Here is a 15,703-nt window from a genome sequence, read left to right as displayed (position 1 = left end):
TTGCGATAAGAAATTGCGATTTATTTTAGAATTAATTTTACAAATATATAATTTAACTACATGATGAACGCTGCTTACACACTACGCATTATTTGGTGTAATACGAAATTGAGTTTCAGAAAGTATATCTTCCGAATAATCAATCGCAGTTAACTGAGTGAGGTCTGTTAAGACGATGTCAATTAATGGTCCTTCGACTTTATAGTTATTTTCTTGAAGCCATTCTTGTAGAAATGAATATAATTTACGAAATCGTTCCTTCCCCGCCATACCTCTACTCACAATACAAGCATAACTACCACTAGGCAAAGTCGCATTCTGAAACGGGGATGTCATGGAAGGAAGAAGCACGCCTACCTCTAAATCGATTTCTGGAAGATGTCTTTCGAAGTGAGAAAATTCTTCATTTAGTTGGATATGATGATGCTGTAACAAGAGCGATGTAACGGGTACATCCTCAAACGAATTTTCTTTGAGTAACTGTAGAAACGCGTCTTGATAGATATCAATTCCCCCTCTGTCGAAAATCTTTCGCTTCGATAGAATAGGTCGTTCATCAAAATGTTTCACTACTATTTCCCAACTATCCTTTTTCGTGATTGTTGATGAAATTAATTCCTTTTCTATAGATTCGATTCGGCGATGCACTTCCTTCTCAGTCTGAAGAAGTGCCAACCGCTTTAACTTAATTTCTTGTTTCTTCTTACTCTAACAATCCAAGTTGAAGATTCACATCTCTTTCGTTTAAAAAAAGTTGAACTTCTTCAAGAGAAAAATTCATTCTGCGCAGATGCTGGACGATTTTCATATGTGTGATGTCGTGTTGTGTGTAATATCGATACTTACTATGTGGATCGATTTGACGCGAACGGATCAGACCAATCTGATCATAATAACGTAGTGTCGATGCAGGTATCCCACTTTGTTTTGCAGCCTCTCCAATTTTAAATAAACTCAAGTTATCTCTCCTTTTAAACTATATTTTATAGAAAGCTTGACCTTAAAGTTACTTGAAGGTTGATAATCAATCAGTGTCATCACAACATTGATTGAAGGAGAACTGAACTATGAAGTCAAGAAGGAAACGTACTCTTTTATTTTTATCTCTAATAGTAATTGGGAGTCTTTTCGTCTATCTTACCCGCCCTTTCGTACAAAACGAAACAGATAATGAAAATATTTTACTTCAAAGTAAAGCAGATACTGAACAGTTGAAGATAAGTCTTCAACAGCAGATGAAACGCAATGAGTCGGACGCATTATATGCAATTCAGGATACCCAACAAGTGGCATCCATCGGCTCTTCGAACGAATTGTATAATGTTGCTTCTATTCGTAAAAGCATCATCAGTGCACTATTTGGGATTGCAGAGGAAAAAAGGTTAGTAGACTTGGATATGACATTGGGACAACTCTCTGTCGATGATTCCAAGCAACCCTTAACGAAACAAGAGAAATCCGCAACAATTCGGGACTTATTACAAGCACGATCAGGTATCTACTTAAACGCATTGGGTGAATCACAACGAATGAAAGATTTACGTCCAAAACGTGAAAGTCATACTCCAGGAAGTTTTTATTACTATAACAATTGGGATTTTAACATGTTGGGGCTTATTCTTGAGAAAGAGACGAAAATGAAAATCGGAGATGCTTTTGAACAATGGATCGCCAAGCCTGTTGGCATGAAAACATTCAGCCCTTCTCATGTCACTTATGAAAAGAATGAAGAAACATCCATTCCGATGTATCGATTTTATATGTCTGCCGAAAACCTTGCCCGATTTGGTGCGCTTTATGCCCAAGATGGTAAGTGGAAAGGACGATCCGTTATTCCAATCAAGTGGGTTGAGGAGAGTACAATGGCTTACTCTAAGATTTCGGACGTCGATCGTTTTTCAGGATATGGATATCTTTGGTGGTTAGAATCAAATGCTAAACATCCTCTGTTATGGGGAGTGGGATCAGGCGGACAGTTTTTAATCGTTGATCGGAAGAATAATTTATCTATCGCTTTATTGAATGACACTGGAACTTCGCCATTATCAACTCTCACTTATCGTTGGTTCGGACAGGAATCGACATATGCTGAGGCAAGGGCGATTCATCGACTATTAATAAAGTAGAATGTAGGAAATATGAAAAATCCCTGCTCTCTTGACAAAACGAGGAGTGGGGATGTTGTCATCTATTCCTAAAATTTTATGATGAAAATCCACGGTTTTAATTGGAATTAATTTTACAGATACATTACTTAATGTCATAATAATGGTAACCCTTTCATAAGGAGGAGATACTTTTGAAAAAACAGCTTGCTTTTGCCGGTTCTTTTGCGCTCTCAGCTATCACGATCATCATCATTCTTAAATTAGTTGGAGTCGATATCTAAAGCAATCACTCAAATGATGTAGATTTTCAAATTAATGATTCAATCGCTGTTATGATGCATCGTCCTCCGATCATCTGTAACAGCTTTTCTAGGTTTAATGCTATGGAACGATCGGAAGTGATGAATTGAAAAAAATCGGAATCAACGTTTTGGTTGTCTTTCTCCTACTAGGTGGACTGCTGTTTTACTTAGACGTCCGATACGATGAACGATTCGAGCAGCACGTCAGCACTAAGGTTGAGACTTATGTCGAGAAAAAATATGGTCCAGCTCATGTCGTCTCACTCCACTCTGCTTATGACGACAAACACCGCGATAAAGAGAAACGCTATCAAATTGCCGTGAAAGTACAGGGGCAAGGACTTCAAAAAGAGGAATATTTCTTGTATCGTCTTCAAGATGATCACGTCGTCGAGATGGGCACGACGACCAGTTTGCCAAAGCGAGACTAAATCACGTGATGCTTTCTAATTTCACACTACATATTAGCAAAGGTCAGAAGATTCTTTTTTACTCGGAATCAACTGACCATTTCGTTTAACCTTTTTAAGGCTCGGAAATACTGTAAGCCAGTAACAGCAAATAGGACATCATACAGAACGTAATGAGATGGACACCGACGAATCCCCACTTGAGTATTCGATGCTTCGTTTTGTACCCTGTGTATACGCCGACTAACGGAACGATAAACAGAAGCAGGATATAGACAGTTCCAAACCCTTTCAGACTGACTCCGCTCTTCATCAGGAAAAAGAAGAAACAAAAACAGATGAATGCAGATAGCGAAAGAATACTGTAACGATTCATAAGCCCTCCTCCACTACAAACACAGCTTAGCGTCTTACCGTCTGAAGATTAAAGTATTCCGATAGCGGCACGATCCGCCTCTGCTCATGCCAGTTCCGATATGCTTCAAAAACACGTAAGACGTTCCCGTCATACCGTTCCTCGATAAGATGATGGATCGCGAGAAAGCTCCGCCAATAATCAAACATGATACTCGACAGACTACCGGCATAGGAGGCACTCCCAAATTGATCAATCGAGCGCGCTCCATACTCCTCCTGAAAGAGCTCGACCAGCTCTGTCTCAATTGTCGTAATTCGCTTGAATGCTTCGTCCGACAACAAATGCTTCCGGGGGAGGTACTCACACATTCCCTCTTCGAACCAGATTCCGTCTTCTCTCTCATCGTCGAATTCATCAACGAACAAATCCAAGTGATGCGTCAGTTCATGACCAGCAATCGTCAAGACGTGATCTTCCGCAAGCGTTTCGTAGAACGCTCGAATATGCGGTACGTCCTTCCCGTCGAGTTGAGACAAAAATAGCATCCGCCACTCTGCAACGTCTGGTGATATGTAGATCAAGTCCTTATTCGTAAATGCTGGAATCGGAATGTCCGAGAAGACCGTCGTCGCGAGTTCCGCTGACGTTCAAACGATTCCTTTCGGCACGTCGATCAGTTGATACTCCTCTTGTAAGATCGTTTGATACTCGTCTAACCGTGCTTGAAAGCGATGCGTGACCGCTTCATATTTGTCATAGTCCGTTTTTGTCTCAAACGCATGAATCTGTTTCATCATCGCTATATCCCCCATCCTTAAAATAGACTATTTCATTTTAACATATATTGGATAAACACAAAAAACCACCTGACCCAGGTGGTTCGATGAATCATTCGTTTGCTATTAACACGACGACGTTACCGAACTTTTGCCCGGTATCGACATAACGATGCGCTTCGACGATCTCATCAAGGGAATAGATATGGTCGATGACGGCTTTGAATCGTCCCGCTTCAAACAGTTCATTTAAATAGTGTAGATCCTCTTTCCGTTCTTTCGCCACACCTTGTCCCGCGACAGATGCAAAGGCACCGTTTTGTTTGACGTGTCGTTTCGCTTGCGTCTTATTGATCTTTCCGGATGCATCGAAGACGGCATCGTACTTCAGCAACAATCCATCGTAACCGTCCTTTGTATAATCGATGACGTGATCGGCACCGAGCGCTTTGACCCGCTCCGTGTTTCGTCCACTACAGATAGCCGTCACCTGCAGCCCTTTTGCTTTGGCGATCTGAACGGCAGCCGTCCCGACAGCGCCCGACGCACCGTAAATCAAGATTGTCTTCATCTGATCGATTTGGAGTTTCCGGAAGAAATGAAGCGACGTCGTACCACCGAACGGGAGACAGACCGCTTCCGTGTACGATGCGTGCTGCGGCATTTTTGCAATGCAACGTTTCTCAGACACGCACGCATATTCGGCGTATCCACCGAAGCCAAATCCCGTCAAGGCATGGACACGGTCTCCGACTTGAAACTGCTTGACGTCCTGACCGACTTCGACGACTTCACCGGCAAGAACGACACCAAGGATCGGTTGTCGCGGTCGCTTAAAGCCGACAGCTAGACGCATTGGAAGTTTCCCTAACAGCGGAACATCGAGCGAACGCATGCGACGATCTCCGGAATGGACAGCAGATGCATGTACTTTAATCAGTAGATCGTTTGATTTTGGAACCGGGTGTGGTACCTCTGTGATGTGCAAGACGTCCGGGGATCCGTAGCGGGTACAGATGGCTGCCTTCATCGTAATGCCTCCTCATATCGAGATGATAGTATTCCCTTAATCATACGCTGATTTCGATCTGAATTCCTGTTATTTTGGAGTAAGAAAGTTTTTTAAATTCGCATCAATCAGTATCACAACTGGTAAAATTTATATAATAATACGATTTCATCTAACCCTATTAACTGACGAAAGCAGGTGCCTGGTTCATGCCGACACGTCGTTGGCTTTTCGCTTTTATTTTATTCCTTAGTATGCCGCTTGGTGCCTGTACACACGAGAACGATGCACGAATCGTCGAGAAAATTACAGGGGATACGTTATTTGTTGCTCCGAGTGAACAACATCCGGACGAGCAGTATGCATTAACAGAAATTCGCGTCACAACGGACACGATCGTCTATGGCAAAACGGATAACACGGCTGCCATTCAGACGGGTGATACGATTCAAGTGACGTTTGCAAAGGACTCGATTGTCGCGACCGAGATCCGTCGAACGAAAAACTAAGAAAGAGGGTTATCCATGATAGTCCAAGTACTTCGCCATCTACGCAATATTTTCATGATTACCACTGCGATTTTTGGTTCATCCTATTTTTTTCAAAAGAATATCGGTAATGATCTCATTGGTTTCCTGTTCATCGGAATCATAGGTGCGATTGGGTTTTTCATTACCCTCGGACTTCTCTGGTATCTTAAACGAAAAGAATCGCACGGTTTTTAATACGTTCTTCTAGAGAGACACGATTATGACATTATGTACTGAAAAATCATCCTCGTTCTATCTACTCAGCGACTTCGGCTTTGATGACAACCGCCAGTCATTCTTCGACTGCGGCTGACGCGGTCCGGTTTGAGACCGACTGATCTTCGTGCAAGAAAAACGGATGACCTCCCGTCTAGGAGTCATCCGTTCTCGCTGTTCATCCATCGTGTTTGTTTATATACCGGCGGACACCTTCGACCGCATAGAGATGATCCAGTTCTCCCGTCAAACCAGCGACCGTCAACGTACCGATCACTCCTGCATTTGTCACGCGAAGTGGAATTGAACCACCGACCGCCTGAAACGTTTCTGCTGCGAGTAACGAGTGCTCAGCATGTGTTCCGCCAGATTCCTTGAATCGTGCATCGATGAAAGCGGAGCTCTTCTGATAGTGATCGACGACTCGCTTCTTGCGGAATAACCACTGATAGTTCTCTTCGGTCGTTCCGTCCATCAAATGCGTAAATAGCGGGATACGGTTTTTTTCGATATGAACGGCTACGTTGACGTCATTTTCTTTCGCCAACGCCACGATTATCAATCCTAATTCAAACGCATCTTGATGCGTAAAGCGCTCGAGTACTAAGTCTTTCTCCTCTGTATTCAATATTTCTGTCGTCATGTTATTTACTCCTTTTAGTGTTTAGTCTGTTGTCTACTACTGATGACGGCAAGGATTGTAGCGATCAATGCCATCAGAGCTCCGACCCATGCCGTATCTAAATACTCACCGTTCGCTAGAACAAGGCTACCAAGCGTTGAACCGAGTGCGATGCCGATGTTGAATCCCGAAATATTGAGGGCGGACGCCATTCCTTTAGCCGATGGGACAAAACGATCCGCGAGTCCGACGATGTGCGTTTGTGCGCCTGCCGACATCATGAAGGCAATCAATCCAAGAAGCGCGATTCCAACCAAGGATCCGATCCAACTTGGCAATAATAGCATTTGCATGAGCAACACTAGTGCTTGCGCGAGGAACACCCAACGCAAAGAACGGACCGGATGACGGTCTGCTAGTTTACCGCCAATCATGTTGCCAATGGCGACGAACACACCGTACACGAGTAAGATCCAGGTGATAGCCTGATCACTGTATCCACTGATTCGTGTCAAAATCGGTGAGAGGTACGTGAACAAGACGAATGTCGCACCGAAACCGAACACCGTCATCGCGAGTCCAAGTAAAATCGGACCGTTCTTCAAAAGTGCGACGATATCTTTGACCGTCGTTTGCTGCACGTTTTCTTCCGTCATTCGTGGGACATAGCGAACGATCGCAAGCAAACCGGCGATTCCGAGTAAAGCGACGACACCGAATGTCGCGCGCCATCCGACATGTTGTCCGATATACGTTCCCATCGGTACACCGAGTACCGTCGCAACCGTCAGTCCGGTGAACATGATGGATACGGCTGTCCCTTGCTTCGTAGTTGGAACGACCGAAGTTGCGACGATCGTTGCAAACGCAAAGAACAATCCGTGTGCGATGGCCGTAACGATGCGAGACATCAATACCGCTTCATAAGAACTGACGAATAACGCGGCTGCGTTCCCCACCGTAAAGATAAGCATCAGACCAATCAACAATTTTTTACGATTGACTCGGCTGAGGATCGCAGCTAGGATGGGCGTTCCAATCGCAAGTGCGAGTGCATAACCGGAAATCAGTGTACCGGCTTTCGTCAAGGTAATGTCTAAATCAATAGCGACCGTCGGCAGAAGACCGACGATGACGAACTCGGTCGTCCCGATCGCGAATGCACTGATTGCTAGTGCGATCAGCGCTTGATACATCTGTCGATTCATGATGATCCTCCTTTTATTGAATGAAGGAGGTGATTTTTTGACTGTAACGTTGCAATACTTTACTGAACTGGACGTCTCGCTTTTTCGTCAAACGGTCCGCCGGGCCTGAGATGGCTAGCGCTGCGACGACGTTGCCCTCTTTTAAGATGGGGACAGCGAGGCATCGAATGCCAGAATCAGCTTCTTCGTCATCGATTGCGACCCCTTTTTCGCGGATATCTCGTAAATGGTACAGCAACAACTGGCGATCGACGAACGTTCGCTCCGTCCGTGCTGCTAGTTCAAGCCGACTCAGAATTTCCTGCAGACGATTTGCTTCGAGAAATGCCAATATGACTTTCCCGAGCGCACTTTGATGGACGAAGAACCGGTCCCCGACTTGAGTATGGCTCCGGTTCGTATACTTTCCGTCTACGACTTGCGTATTGATGACTTCCGTTCCTTGTAAGATCGCGACGTAGACCGTCTCGCCGAGTTCTTGACTCAATTCATGGAGCGGAGGAACCATATTCCAGTTCTCGATCGTTCCCAGTCGTGGCGTCGGTCGTCCAGCGAGCTCGGTGATTGTATACGTTTTATGTGACTTCGTGACGTACGTCATCCCTTCTAGCGTCGATAACAAGCGAAAAACCGTTGCCTTGCTCCAGCCAGTCTGCTCGACGAGTTGCGTCAGTGACATCGGACCGTTCGCACGAAGTGCGTCTAATAGCTGTAATCCTTTCTTTAATGTCGTTACTTCGTATTGCATGTCATCACCTCATGTCATTCATCTTAAGGAGCTCAACAATTGGATTCAAAAAAAGTTGAGTTTGTTTCATTATATGAAACCCGGTAGGTTCTGTATAAAAAAAAGAGATGCCCTCCTTTAGACGGCATCTCTTCGTTTTCGATGTTTTTGAATGAGGCGTAAACAAGATAAAAAAATCATCTGACCATCCGTCGTGATGGGAAAGAAATTCAGTATATTAGCTAAACATAAGATTTTTATGACAACCCATGCCCCACCATCCACCGGTATGATCCAGCCTATTCCGAACAATACAGCCGGAGCCGATAACGCGATGATGAGATTTTGCCAATCATTCTGATTGTTTTCATAACGGATTACAGGTGTTAAAAAACGGTCGAAGGTAATGGTCGGTCGCCGTCGAAATATCCAAGCCATTATTGTATGAAGCATCTCATGAATTGCGACAACGATTCCGATTAACATGATGTAGCTAGTCAGGTGCAAAAGTGTCTCAAGCGTCATGACGTGCTAACGTTCGGCGCTTCTGTAAGAAGAGGCCAAACAGTGTGAACAAGACAATGAAGACTACATAAAGAATGAGCGCCTGAAGTGTCAACGCAAAGTGTGTATTTAATTCTTCTTTTGTCATCACCGTAGTAATTTTTAATCCTGTCACCGTCGTCACGACACTCGTTTCGTTGATTTGAAACAACTCGTAGATATAATCCACTAGAAAAATGATTGCCCATAAAACCGTACCAACACCAATTAACTTCGTGATTTTCATTTCGCCACCTCGTATTCTTTCTTTAGGATGAGATACAAAACACTAAGCAAGACTGTTAAAGCAGGATATAATGCCCCATCGATGCTGACGAGCACAGATAGCAATACGATTAAGATGATTGTCAACACAGAAGCAATCGTCTCGTTGATATTACTTTGAGATTTTGGAAATAAAAATCCTGCAATCGTCGCTGCGAAAAAGATATTGATTCCGTACATGTAGGGATTCAAACTATTCGTCTCAACAATTCCGATATAGAGTGCCGGTGCCATCAAGATGATTGCGACACCAAACAGTGACGCTAGTTCCATCAAGGGATGGATTCTGTATAATCCATATACCTTCCGAACAGCTAACGTTGCGTCCGCGTATGTAATCGTTACCACTCCAAGCACCGGGAACAAGAACAACCAGAGTTGAAAAGTCCCTTCCCAACCGACTTGATACCAAGCTCCGACAGACATCACGGCAAGGAGTGCCCAAAAATAAAGAAAGTTCTTACTGCGGATGATGGCAGGCATCGTCGTTGCCAACCCGATATTGAACGCAGGCAATCCCAACTTGAAGTAATTTTGACGGACATACAAATGATTTCGAGCAAAGAAAATCGCATGGAGGAGATAGGCGATTCCGCCAACGGCAAGACTAGTCAGCAACACCAGTAGCGTTATGGTCAAAATGGAATACGATAATGTACTGACCCAGAGATCTACCTGAAATCGCGTTTTCATCAAATGGAAAGTCACCGCTCCGATCAATAGCAAATCAAGAACAAAGCTACATACACTACGCTGTATGCCAGAAAATCGGTGTAATACCGCCGCATGAAGACAATCTAATAACCAAAAACTAGCGATGAACACTGTGTGGAGTGTAAGCAAGACAAGGAGTGCCGTTCCCCACTGCATCGGTATCAACTTCAGCGCAGGCGCAACGATGATCATCAGCAACTCAAAGAATACAAGGGCAACGCAAAGTTTAAATAATCGTTGACTGATATTGACCTCTCTTTCAGAGAACGGAAGTGTCTTGGCAAAAAATAAAGAGTTCCGATTCAACGAGACCGTTGCATTGATCAAAATAAACATGAACGTACCTAAAATGAAGACGACATTAAAATAACTACTGAGTGTCATCTTCCCGGCGAGCAAACGAGTTGTCTCATCTGCTTCTACCGCATTAGTTGATAATGAGGAGAGCTGCACCATATTTAGATAAAAGTATCCGAGATAGATACAAATAAGAAGGACAGCTAATCCGTATCGATTCACACGACTTTTAAAAAAGGGACGATTAAAGAGTCCGTGAAACGTATCATTAAAGAAGAATTTCATTAGACATAAAATGTTTGCTGACGATGTCGAGTTTTTCACGTAAGACATCCTCCTGTTTTATGACATCCGTCAAATCCTCTGGAGTTCCTTCAAATCGGACAAGAGTTCCTTGTCTCATGAGTCGTACGTCCTCTGGGAAACGATCAATTGTATTGCGCTCATGTGAGACGATGATCACTTTTTTCGTCGTACCGACTGCTGCAAACAGCTCCTGGACAAGCAAGGATGTATCAAAATCAAGTCCTCCAAATATTTCATCAGCAATTATATAGTCCGTATTGGCAGCAACCGCTGCGACAATTTGAATTTTTTTCTTCATACCAAAAGAATACGACTCAATGGTTTTATGTTGACCGTCCGCTAAGTCGAGCAATTCGATCAAAAGAGAAGCTTTCTCCTCTTCGCTCGTCTCATATCGACTTAAAACGAACTGGACATATTCCTTTCCTGTCATGTAACCTGGTAAATAAAAGTCAGAAGGAAGATAGAAAAATTTAGACTTGTACGCTTGACTACCAGGTGAAATACCGTCAATTTGAATGCTACCACCGTCTGCTTCTAACAGATTCGTCAACATGTTCAATAAAGTCGTTTTTCCGCTTCCATTCGTCCCAACTATGACGGATACCCCCGTCGAAGAAAACGATGCTGATAACGCATCGATAACGCGATTCTTTTTAAACGATTTTGTCAAACTCTCGATTTCAATCATATCTGTACCTCCTGAAAGAAGCGGGAGCTCAAGGAGCCCCCGCCGGTTAAGTACGTTACGAGGCTTTACAGCCAATTCCCATTTGCCAGAACTTTGGCCAGTTTAATTTTACGTTACCATTAAAGCTGTAGCCTCGGCTCGTGCAATAGAACGCATATGCGAATACTCCTACTAAAATGACAAGAGCGAAAACCATCCAGAACCATTTGTTTTCGATCATGTTGAAGAATTTTTCTTCTAAAGACAATTGATACGACACGAACATAGCAGACATCCGAACTCCTCCTTTCTCTGTCAAGATAGAAAGTCATTCACTCTGATGAAACATGGCATTAGTTCTTTAAAGAGAAAATTAAAACTTTCTTCCACTTGATCGTAACAAATATTCCAAAATCAGGAACCCGTCCTATAGACTCAAATCAATCATGTAGTATTCATGACTTTCTTATCAAGGGATTTCTCAATTCTAGTACTTTATTGACTTGTTTTATCGATAACTGATGAAAATATCCTAAAAAATTTAAGGATTTTTCACAGTTTATAGAGTAAATATAATGCAAGATTTTTCTCATGCTCGTTTACTTTATAGCTTATTTTTTTCCAGACGATTTGAACGCAAAAAAAAGGTTCGACAATGTTGCCGAACCTTTTTTCTTGCTATTAAGATGAAATGACCTCTCCACCCGTCAAATCAATATGCCCTTCTCCCCACGCGCACATCGCGTCAAGAATCGGCTTCAGCGACCAGCCGTACTCGGATAACGAGTAGATGACTTTCGGTGGGACTTGTTCAAAGACCGTCCGGATGATGACGCCGTCTTCTTCTAACTCGCGCAATTGTTGCGTCAGCATTTTTTGCGTAATCGTCGGCATTAGCTTGCGGAGCTCACTCGTCCGACGCTCGCCTTTGATCAAATGACACATGATGACGACCTTCCACTTTCCGCCGATGACTTCAAGTGTTGCTTCGACCGGGATATTGTATGGCATATATGTTCCATCCTTTCGTGATTCCGTTAAGGGCATAGGTACTTTTTAGTGCCTATCGTACTTGAAAGTGCGTACTTCCCAAGCAGATTAGCTGGCTATATGATAGCAATTGTCAACGGAAAGTACAACCTCCTTTTAGACCTTGCATCTAAATGAAGGAGTAGGGTACTTTTTAGTGCCTATCGCACTTTAAAGTACGTACTTCCCGAAATGAAACACCTTGGTTATGCTGGGTTCATGTCAATCGGATCATGTTCGGTCGGGCCCACTGAACACGATCCTTACTGAAATCATTTTTAGGAGGAATCCCTATGAATCAATTAAACTCACGGATCCAGGAGGAACAGGTCCCAAGAAACGGCGGACTTGCCCTACTTGCCTTAGCAATCAGCGCTTTTGGTATCGGTACGACGGAATTCGTTCCCGTCGGACTGCTCGCAGCGATCGCTGGTGACTTAAATATCGGCATCACACTCGCTGGTCTCATCATTTCTGGTTACGCGATCGGTGTCGCCGTCGGTGCACCCATCCTGACGGCACTAACGAACCGAATGAATCGGAAAACGTTACTGATGGCATTGATGGTCGTCTTCATTGCTGGTAACCTCGTTTCCGCGATTTCACCGACGTTTGAATTGTTGATCGCTGCTCGTTTCATCACTGCTTTCTCGCACGGTGTCTTCTTCTCAATCGGTGCGACGATTGCCGTCCAGCTCGTACCGGAGCATAAAAAAGCCAGTGCCATCGCCTTGATGTTCACAGGTCTGACAGTCGCAACGGTCACAGGTGTTCCACTCGGGACATTCATCGGTCAGTCATTCGGCTGGCGCGCGACGTTCTTCGCGGTTGCTGCACTCGGTATCATTGCGATCATCGCAAGCTTCTTCTTGATTCCAAAAGACTTGAAACAATCACCACCTGCTAAGTTCTCCGACATGTTCAAATTGTTGACGAACGGACGCTTGATGCTCGGCTTCTTAATCACTGCCCTCGGTTACGGTGGAACGTTCGTCGCCTTTACGTACTTGACACCAATCATGCAGGACGTCACGAAAATCAGTCCGAGCTTAATAAGTATCATTCTGCTTGTCTACGGAATCGCGGTTGCGATCGGAAACACGGTCGGCGGAAAACTTGCGAACGGTAATCCGATTAAAGCGTTGTTCTATATGTTCATTATCCATGCCATCGTCATGATCGCCCTCTCGTTCATGATTCCGTTCAAGGTTGCCGGTATCATCGGTATCATCTTAATGGGACTCCTTGCGTTCATGAACGTCCCTGGACTCCAGCTCTATATCGTCCAGTTGGCTGAAAAATATGTCCCAGCAGCAGTCGATGTTGCATCTGCCTTGAATATCGCAGCCTTTAACATCGGCATCGCACTCGGAGCAACGATTGGTGGTCTCGTGACCGATACGATCGGTCTCGTCCACACGCCATGGGTCGGCGGTATCATGGTCATTCTTGCCGTCATCTTGACAGGTGTCTCGCGTCGTCTCGAACATCAATAAGGAGGACTACTATGTTTAACGATCATGCAAGTTATCAGCGGATGTACCGGGAGGGCGAGCTCACGCTCGGTCTCCACGTCCCGCTCGAGAATTTCAAGATGCGAACGCCGACGCTTGCCAATCAAGTCGAGCTCGCACAAAAAGCAGAGAACTATGGTTTTACGACACTCTGGCTACGCGACGTCTTATTGAAGGATCCTTATTTTCTTGATCCGGCTGTCGGACAGATTCATGACATGCTGATATACGGGACGCATCTCCTCAGCCAAACGAAACAAATCGCCCTCGGAACGTCAGCACTCGTCCTGCCACTCCGTCATCCGTTACGCTCTGCGAAGGAAGTCGCGACGATTGATGCCTTGTTCCCGGAACGTTTGATTCTCGGTGTTTCGTCCGGTGACCGGCAAGCCGACTTCCATGGACTCGGTGTCAATCATCCGAGCCGTGGTGCTCAGTTCAAGGAAGCACTGCAAGTGATGGAGCAAGCTTTATATGAAGATTATCCGCAAATTGATTCGACGTATGGAGAAGTTCGTGGTGCGACACTCGTGCCACGACCAAAGAAAAACATCCCGACGATGATCACGGGTTTCGCACAGCAGGATATGAACTGGCTCGCAAAAAACGGCGACGGCTGGATGTATTATCCGCAAGGACCGTTCGAACAAGCACGTGCCATCGAGCAATGGCGTGCCGCGAGTCAAGCAGCCGGTAACACAACGTTTCGCCCGTTTTCGATGCCGATTCATCTTGATTTATCCGCGGATCCGAACGAGGAAGCGACACCGATTCGACTCGGTTTTCGGATCGGACGCAATCGACTGATCGAGTTGCTGGAATTGTACCGCGAGCTTGGCGTCAATCATTTATTCTTCGCGCTATTCGACGGTGAGCGATCAGCAGAAGACGTCATCGATGAACTCGGAACGTACGTCGTACCGCATTTCCCTCCCTTATCATGATGACTTATATAATTAAAAGTAATATGCATGAAACCCAGTCCCTTTTCGGAACTGGGTTTTATGTCGTTTCTTTGCACATCACGTCGAATACATTCGTCCACTTTCGGGGATTGTTTTTTGACCAATTGCACATTCCGAACATTTATCTCTTTACTTTTGAGTTCTTATGACCTTATAATAAATTCAAGACAACAATTACCTTAAAGGAGGAAGCGCTGTTGACACTACTCATTGCTTTTCTAGCCATCGTTTTCATCATGCTCGCCCTTGACCTTGGAGTCTTCCATCGTAAGGCACATGAAGTTTCGCTTCGGGAGGCCTGGACGTGGACGTTCGTCTGGATCGCAATCGCCGTCGCCTTCGGTGGCTGGCTCTACTTCGATCAAGGAAGTTCCGCTGCGATCGAATATACGAGCGTTTATTTCATCGAGAAGGCTCTCGCGATTGATAACGTCTTCGTCTTCTCACTCGTCTTCGCATACTTCGCGATTCCATTGAAGTACCAGCACAAAGTCTTATTCTGGGGTATTCTTGGTGCAATCTTCTTCCGCGTCATCTTCATCGTCGCTGGTGTTTCGTTGCTTGAGAACTTCGCTTGGGTCTACTACATCTTCGGAGCGTTCCTCGTCTACACTGGTTGGATGATGTACAAGAACATCGGTCAAGAGACGTCGCTCGAAGAGAACAAAACGATTCGTTGGTTAGAGAAACGTTTACCGATCACACAAGACATCTCGTCTGGTAAGTTCGCAAAACGAATTGATGGGAAACTGTTCTTCACGCCACTCTTGATCGCGCTCATCTTCATCGAGATCTCGGATATCGTCTTCGCCGTCGATTCCGTCGCAGCAAGCTTCGCGTACTCGCGTGATCCGTTCATCATCTTCTATGCGAACATCATGGCGATCCTTGGACTCCGTAGTCTCTACTTCGTCCTCGCGAACTTGATCGATCGTTTCTATTACTTGAAACACGGTCTCAGCTTCATGCTCGTCTTCATCGGAGCGAAGATGATTCTCGGTGATGTCTACAAAATGCCAATCTGGATGTCGCTCGGTACGATCGTCCTCGTCATCTTGATCAGCGTCTTCTATAGCTTCTATAAAACGAAGCCAGGAAAATAATTAACCGTAAT

General features: G+C 44.7%; 21 protein-coding genes. 6 read left to right on the top strand and 15 right to left on the bottom strand.

All coding sequences use genetic code 11. The features are described from left to right. Nucleotides 1-81: 81 nt before the first annotated feature. On the bottom strand, nt 82-675 hold the full coding sequence (locus AC3B4V_RS03755) for a GyrI-like domain-containing protein (RefSeq protein WP_488377810.1): 594 nt from the start codon (nt 673-675) through the stop codon (nt 82-84). A gap of 28 nt (nt 676-703) precedes the next feature. After that, nucleotides 704-958, bottom strand: coding sequence for a MerR family transcriptional regulator (locus AC3B4V_RS03750; RefSeq protein ID WP_488377809.1), 255 nt, complete (start codon nt 956-958; stop codon nt 704-706). A gap of 109 nt (nt 959-1,067) precedes the next feature. Between AC3B4V_RS03750 and AC3B4V_RS03745 the strand changes: the two genes are divergently transcribed. Further along, nucleotides 1,068-2,126, top strand: coding sequence for a serine hydrolase domain-containing protein (locus tag AC3B4V_RS03745; protein WP_488377808.1), 1,059 nt, complete (start codon nt 1,068-1,070; stop codon nt 2,124-2,126). Nucleotides 2,127-2,514: 388 nt separating this feature from the next. Beyond that, nucleotides 2,515-2,841: a hypothetical protein gene (locus AC3B4V_RS03740; protein WP_488377807.1), complete on the top strand. Its 327-nt coding sequence runs from the start codon at nt 2,515-2,517 to the stop codon at nt 2,839-2,841. Between the two features lie 94 nt (nt 2,842-2,935). Here AC3B4V_RS03740 and AC3B4V_RS03735 read toward each other — a convergent pair whose 3' ends face one another. From AC3B4V_RS03735 to AC3B4V_RS03720, 4 genes are all read right to left on the bottom strand, one after another. Further along, nucleotides 2,936-3,196, bottom strand: a complete 261-nt coding sequence (locus tag AC3B4V_RS03735; protein ID WP_488377806.1) for a hypothetical protein — start codon at nt 3,194-3,196, stop codon at nt 2,936-2,938. A 26-nt stretch (nt 3,197-3,222) separates the two neighbouring features. Then, complete coding sequence (locus tag AC3B4V_RS03730) at nt 3,223-3,723, bottom strand: collagenase (protein WP_488377805.1); 501 nt, start codon at nt 3,721-3,723, stop codon at nt 3,223-3,225. A gap of 102 nt (nt 3,724-3,825) precedes the next feature. Further along, a complete protein-coding gene (locus AC3B4V_RS03725) occupies nt 3,826-3,975 on the bottom strand; it encodes a hypothetical protein (protein ID WP_488377804.1) in 150 nt (49 codons plus the stop codon). Nucleotides 3,976-4,066: 91 nt separating this feature from the next. Next, complete coding sequence (locus AC3B4V_RS03720) at nt 4,067-4,984, bottom strand: NAD(P)-dependent alcohol dehydrogenase (RefSeq protein WP_488377803.1); 918 nt, start codon at nt 4,982-4,984, stop codon at nt 4,067-4,069. A 188-nt stretch (nt 4,985-5,172) separates the two neighbouring features. Here AC3B4V_RS03720 and AC3B4V_RS03715 point away from each other — a divergent pair, with 188 nt between their 5' ends. Beyond that, nucleotides 5,173-5,472 (top strand): hypothetical protein, encoded by a 300-nt coding sequence (locus tag AC3B4V_RS03715; protein ID WP_481265539.1) that lies wholly within the window; start codon nt 5,173-5,175, stop codon nt 5,470-5,472. A 415-nt stretch (nt 5,473-5,887) separates the two neighbouring features. On the opposite strand, the gene AC3B4V_RS03710 is transcribed toward AC3B4V_RS03715, so the two are convergent. From AC3B4V_RS03710 to AC3B4V_RS03670, 9 genes are all read right to left on the bottom strand, one after another. Further along, the gene (locus AC3B4V_RS03710; RefSeq protein ID WP_488377802.1) at nt 5,888-6,352 is read right to left on the bottom strand and encodes a heme-binding protein; all 465 of its coding nucleotides are present in this window, start codon (nt 6,350-6,352) and stop codon (nt 5,888-5,890) included. 14 nt (nt 6,353-6,366) lie between these two features. Then, nucleotides 6,367-7,539: an MFS transporter gene (locus AC3B4V_RS03705; protein ID WP_064299985.1), complete on the bottom strand. Its 1,173-nt coding sequence runs from the start codon at nt 7,537-7,539 to the stop codon at nt 6,367-6,369. Between the two features lie 13 nt (nt 7,540-7,552). Further along, nucleotides 7,553-8,287, bottom strand: a complete 735-nt coding sequence (locus AC3B4V_RS03700) for an IclR family transcriptional regulator (protein WP_488377801.1) — start codon at nt 8,285-8,287, stop codon at nt 7,553-7,555. Between the two features lie 117 nt (nt 8,288-8,404). After that, on the bottom strand, nt 8,405-8,752 hold the full coding sequence (locus AC3B4V_RS03695) for a metalloprotease family protein (protein WP_488377800.1): 348 nt from the start codon (nt 8,750-8,752) through the stop codon (nt 8,405-8,407). A gap of 28 nt (nt 8,753-8,780) precedes the next feature. Then, nucleotides 8,781-9,056 carry a hypothetical protein gene (locus AC3B4V_RS03690; protein WP_488377799.1) on the bottom strand — a complete coding sequence of 92 codons (276 nt, stop codon included), beginning with the start codon at nt 9,054-9,056 and terminating at the stop codon, nt 8,781-8,783. Beyond that, nucleotides 9,053-10,438 (bottom strand): hypothetical protein, encoded by a 1,386-nt coding sequence (locus AC3B4V_RS03685; RefSeq protein WP_488377798.1) that lies wholly within the window; start codon nt 10,436-10,438, stop codon nt 9,053-9,055. Before AC3B4V_RS03685 ends, AC3B4V_RS03690 begins: the two co-directional genes overlap by 4 nt. Beyond that, a complete protein-coding gene (locus AC3B4V_RS03680) occupies nt 10,374-11,102 on the bottom strand; it encodes an ATP-binding cassette domain-containing protein (RefSeq protein ID WP_488377797.1) in 729 nt (242 codons plus the stop codon). The genes AC3B4V_RS03685 and AC3B4V_RS03680 overlap by 65 nt, the downstream gene beginning before the upstream one ends. 55 nt (nt 11,103-11,157) lie before the next feature. Continuing rightward, entirely contained in the window at nt 11,158-11,376 is a 219-nt protein-coding gene (locus AC3B4V_RS03675) for a hypothetical protein (RefSeq protein ID WP_035408256.1), read from the bottom strand. A gap of 386 nt (nt 11,377-11,762) precedes the next feature. Further along, nucleotides 11,763-12,092 (bottom strand): winged helix-turn-helix transcriptional regulator, encoded by a 330-nt coding sequence (locus AC3B4V_RS03670; protein ID WP_064299991.1) that lies wholly within the window; start codon nt 12,090-12,092, stop codon nt 11,763-11,765. Between the two features lie 311 nt (nt 12,093-12,403). On the opposite strand from AC3B4V_RS03670, the gene AC3B4V_RS03665 reads away from it, so the two are divergent. The 3 genes from AC3B4V_RS03665 (at nt 12,404) to AC3B4V_RS03655 (ending at nt 15,692) form a co-directional block, all read left to right on the top strand. Beyond that, nucleotides 12,404-13,606, top strand: a complete 1,203-nt coding sequence (locus AC3B4V_RS03665) for an MFS transporter (protein WP_149427237.1) — start codon at nt 12,404-12,406, stop codon at nt 13,604-13,606. A gap of 11 nt (nt 13,607-13,617) precedes the next feature. Continuing rightward, a complete protein-coding gene (locus AC3B4V_RS03660) occupies nt 13,618-14,568 on the top strand; it encodes a TIGR03571 family LLM class oxidoreductase (RefSeq protein WP_488377796.1) in 951 nt (316 codons plus the stop codon). A gap of 218 nt (nt 14,569-14,786) precedes the next feature. After that, nucleotides 14,787-15,692: a TerC family protein gene (locus AC3B4V_RS03655; RefSeq protein ID WP_488377795.1), complete on the top strand. Its 906-nt coding sequence runs from the start codon at nt 14,787-14,789 to the stop codon at nt 15,690-15,692. Nucleotides 15,693-15,703: the final 11 nt, after the last annotated feature.

The organism is Exiguobacterium sp. E17S, assembly GCF_057772545.1.
Note: the sequence above shows the minus strand (reverse complement) of the source record. Positions and strands in the feature narration are given on the sequence as shown.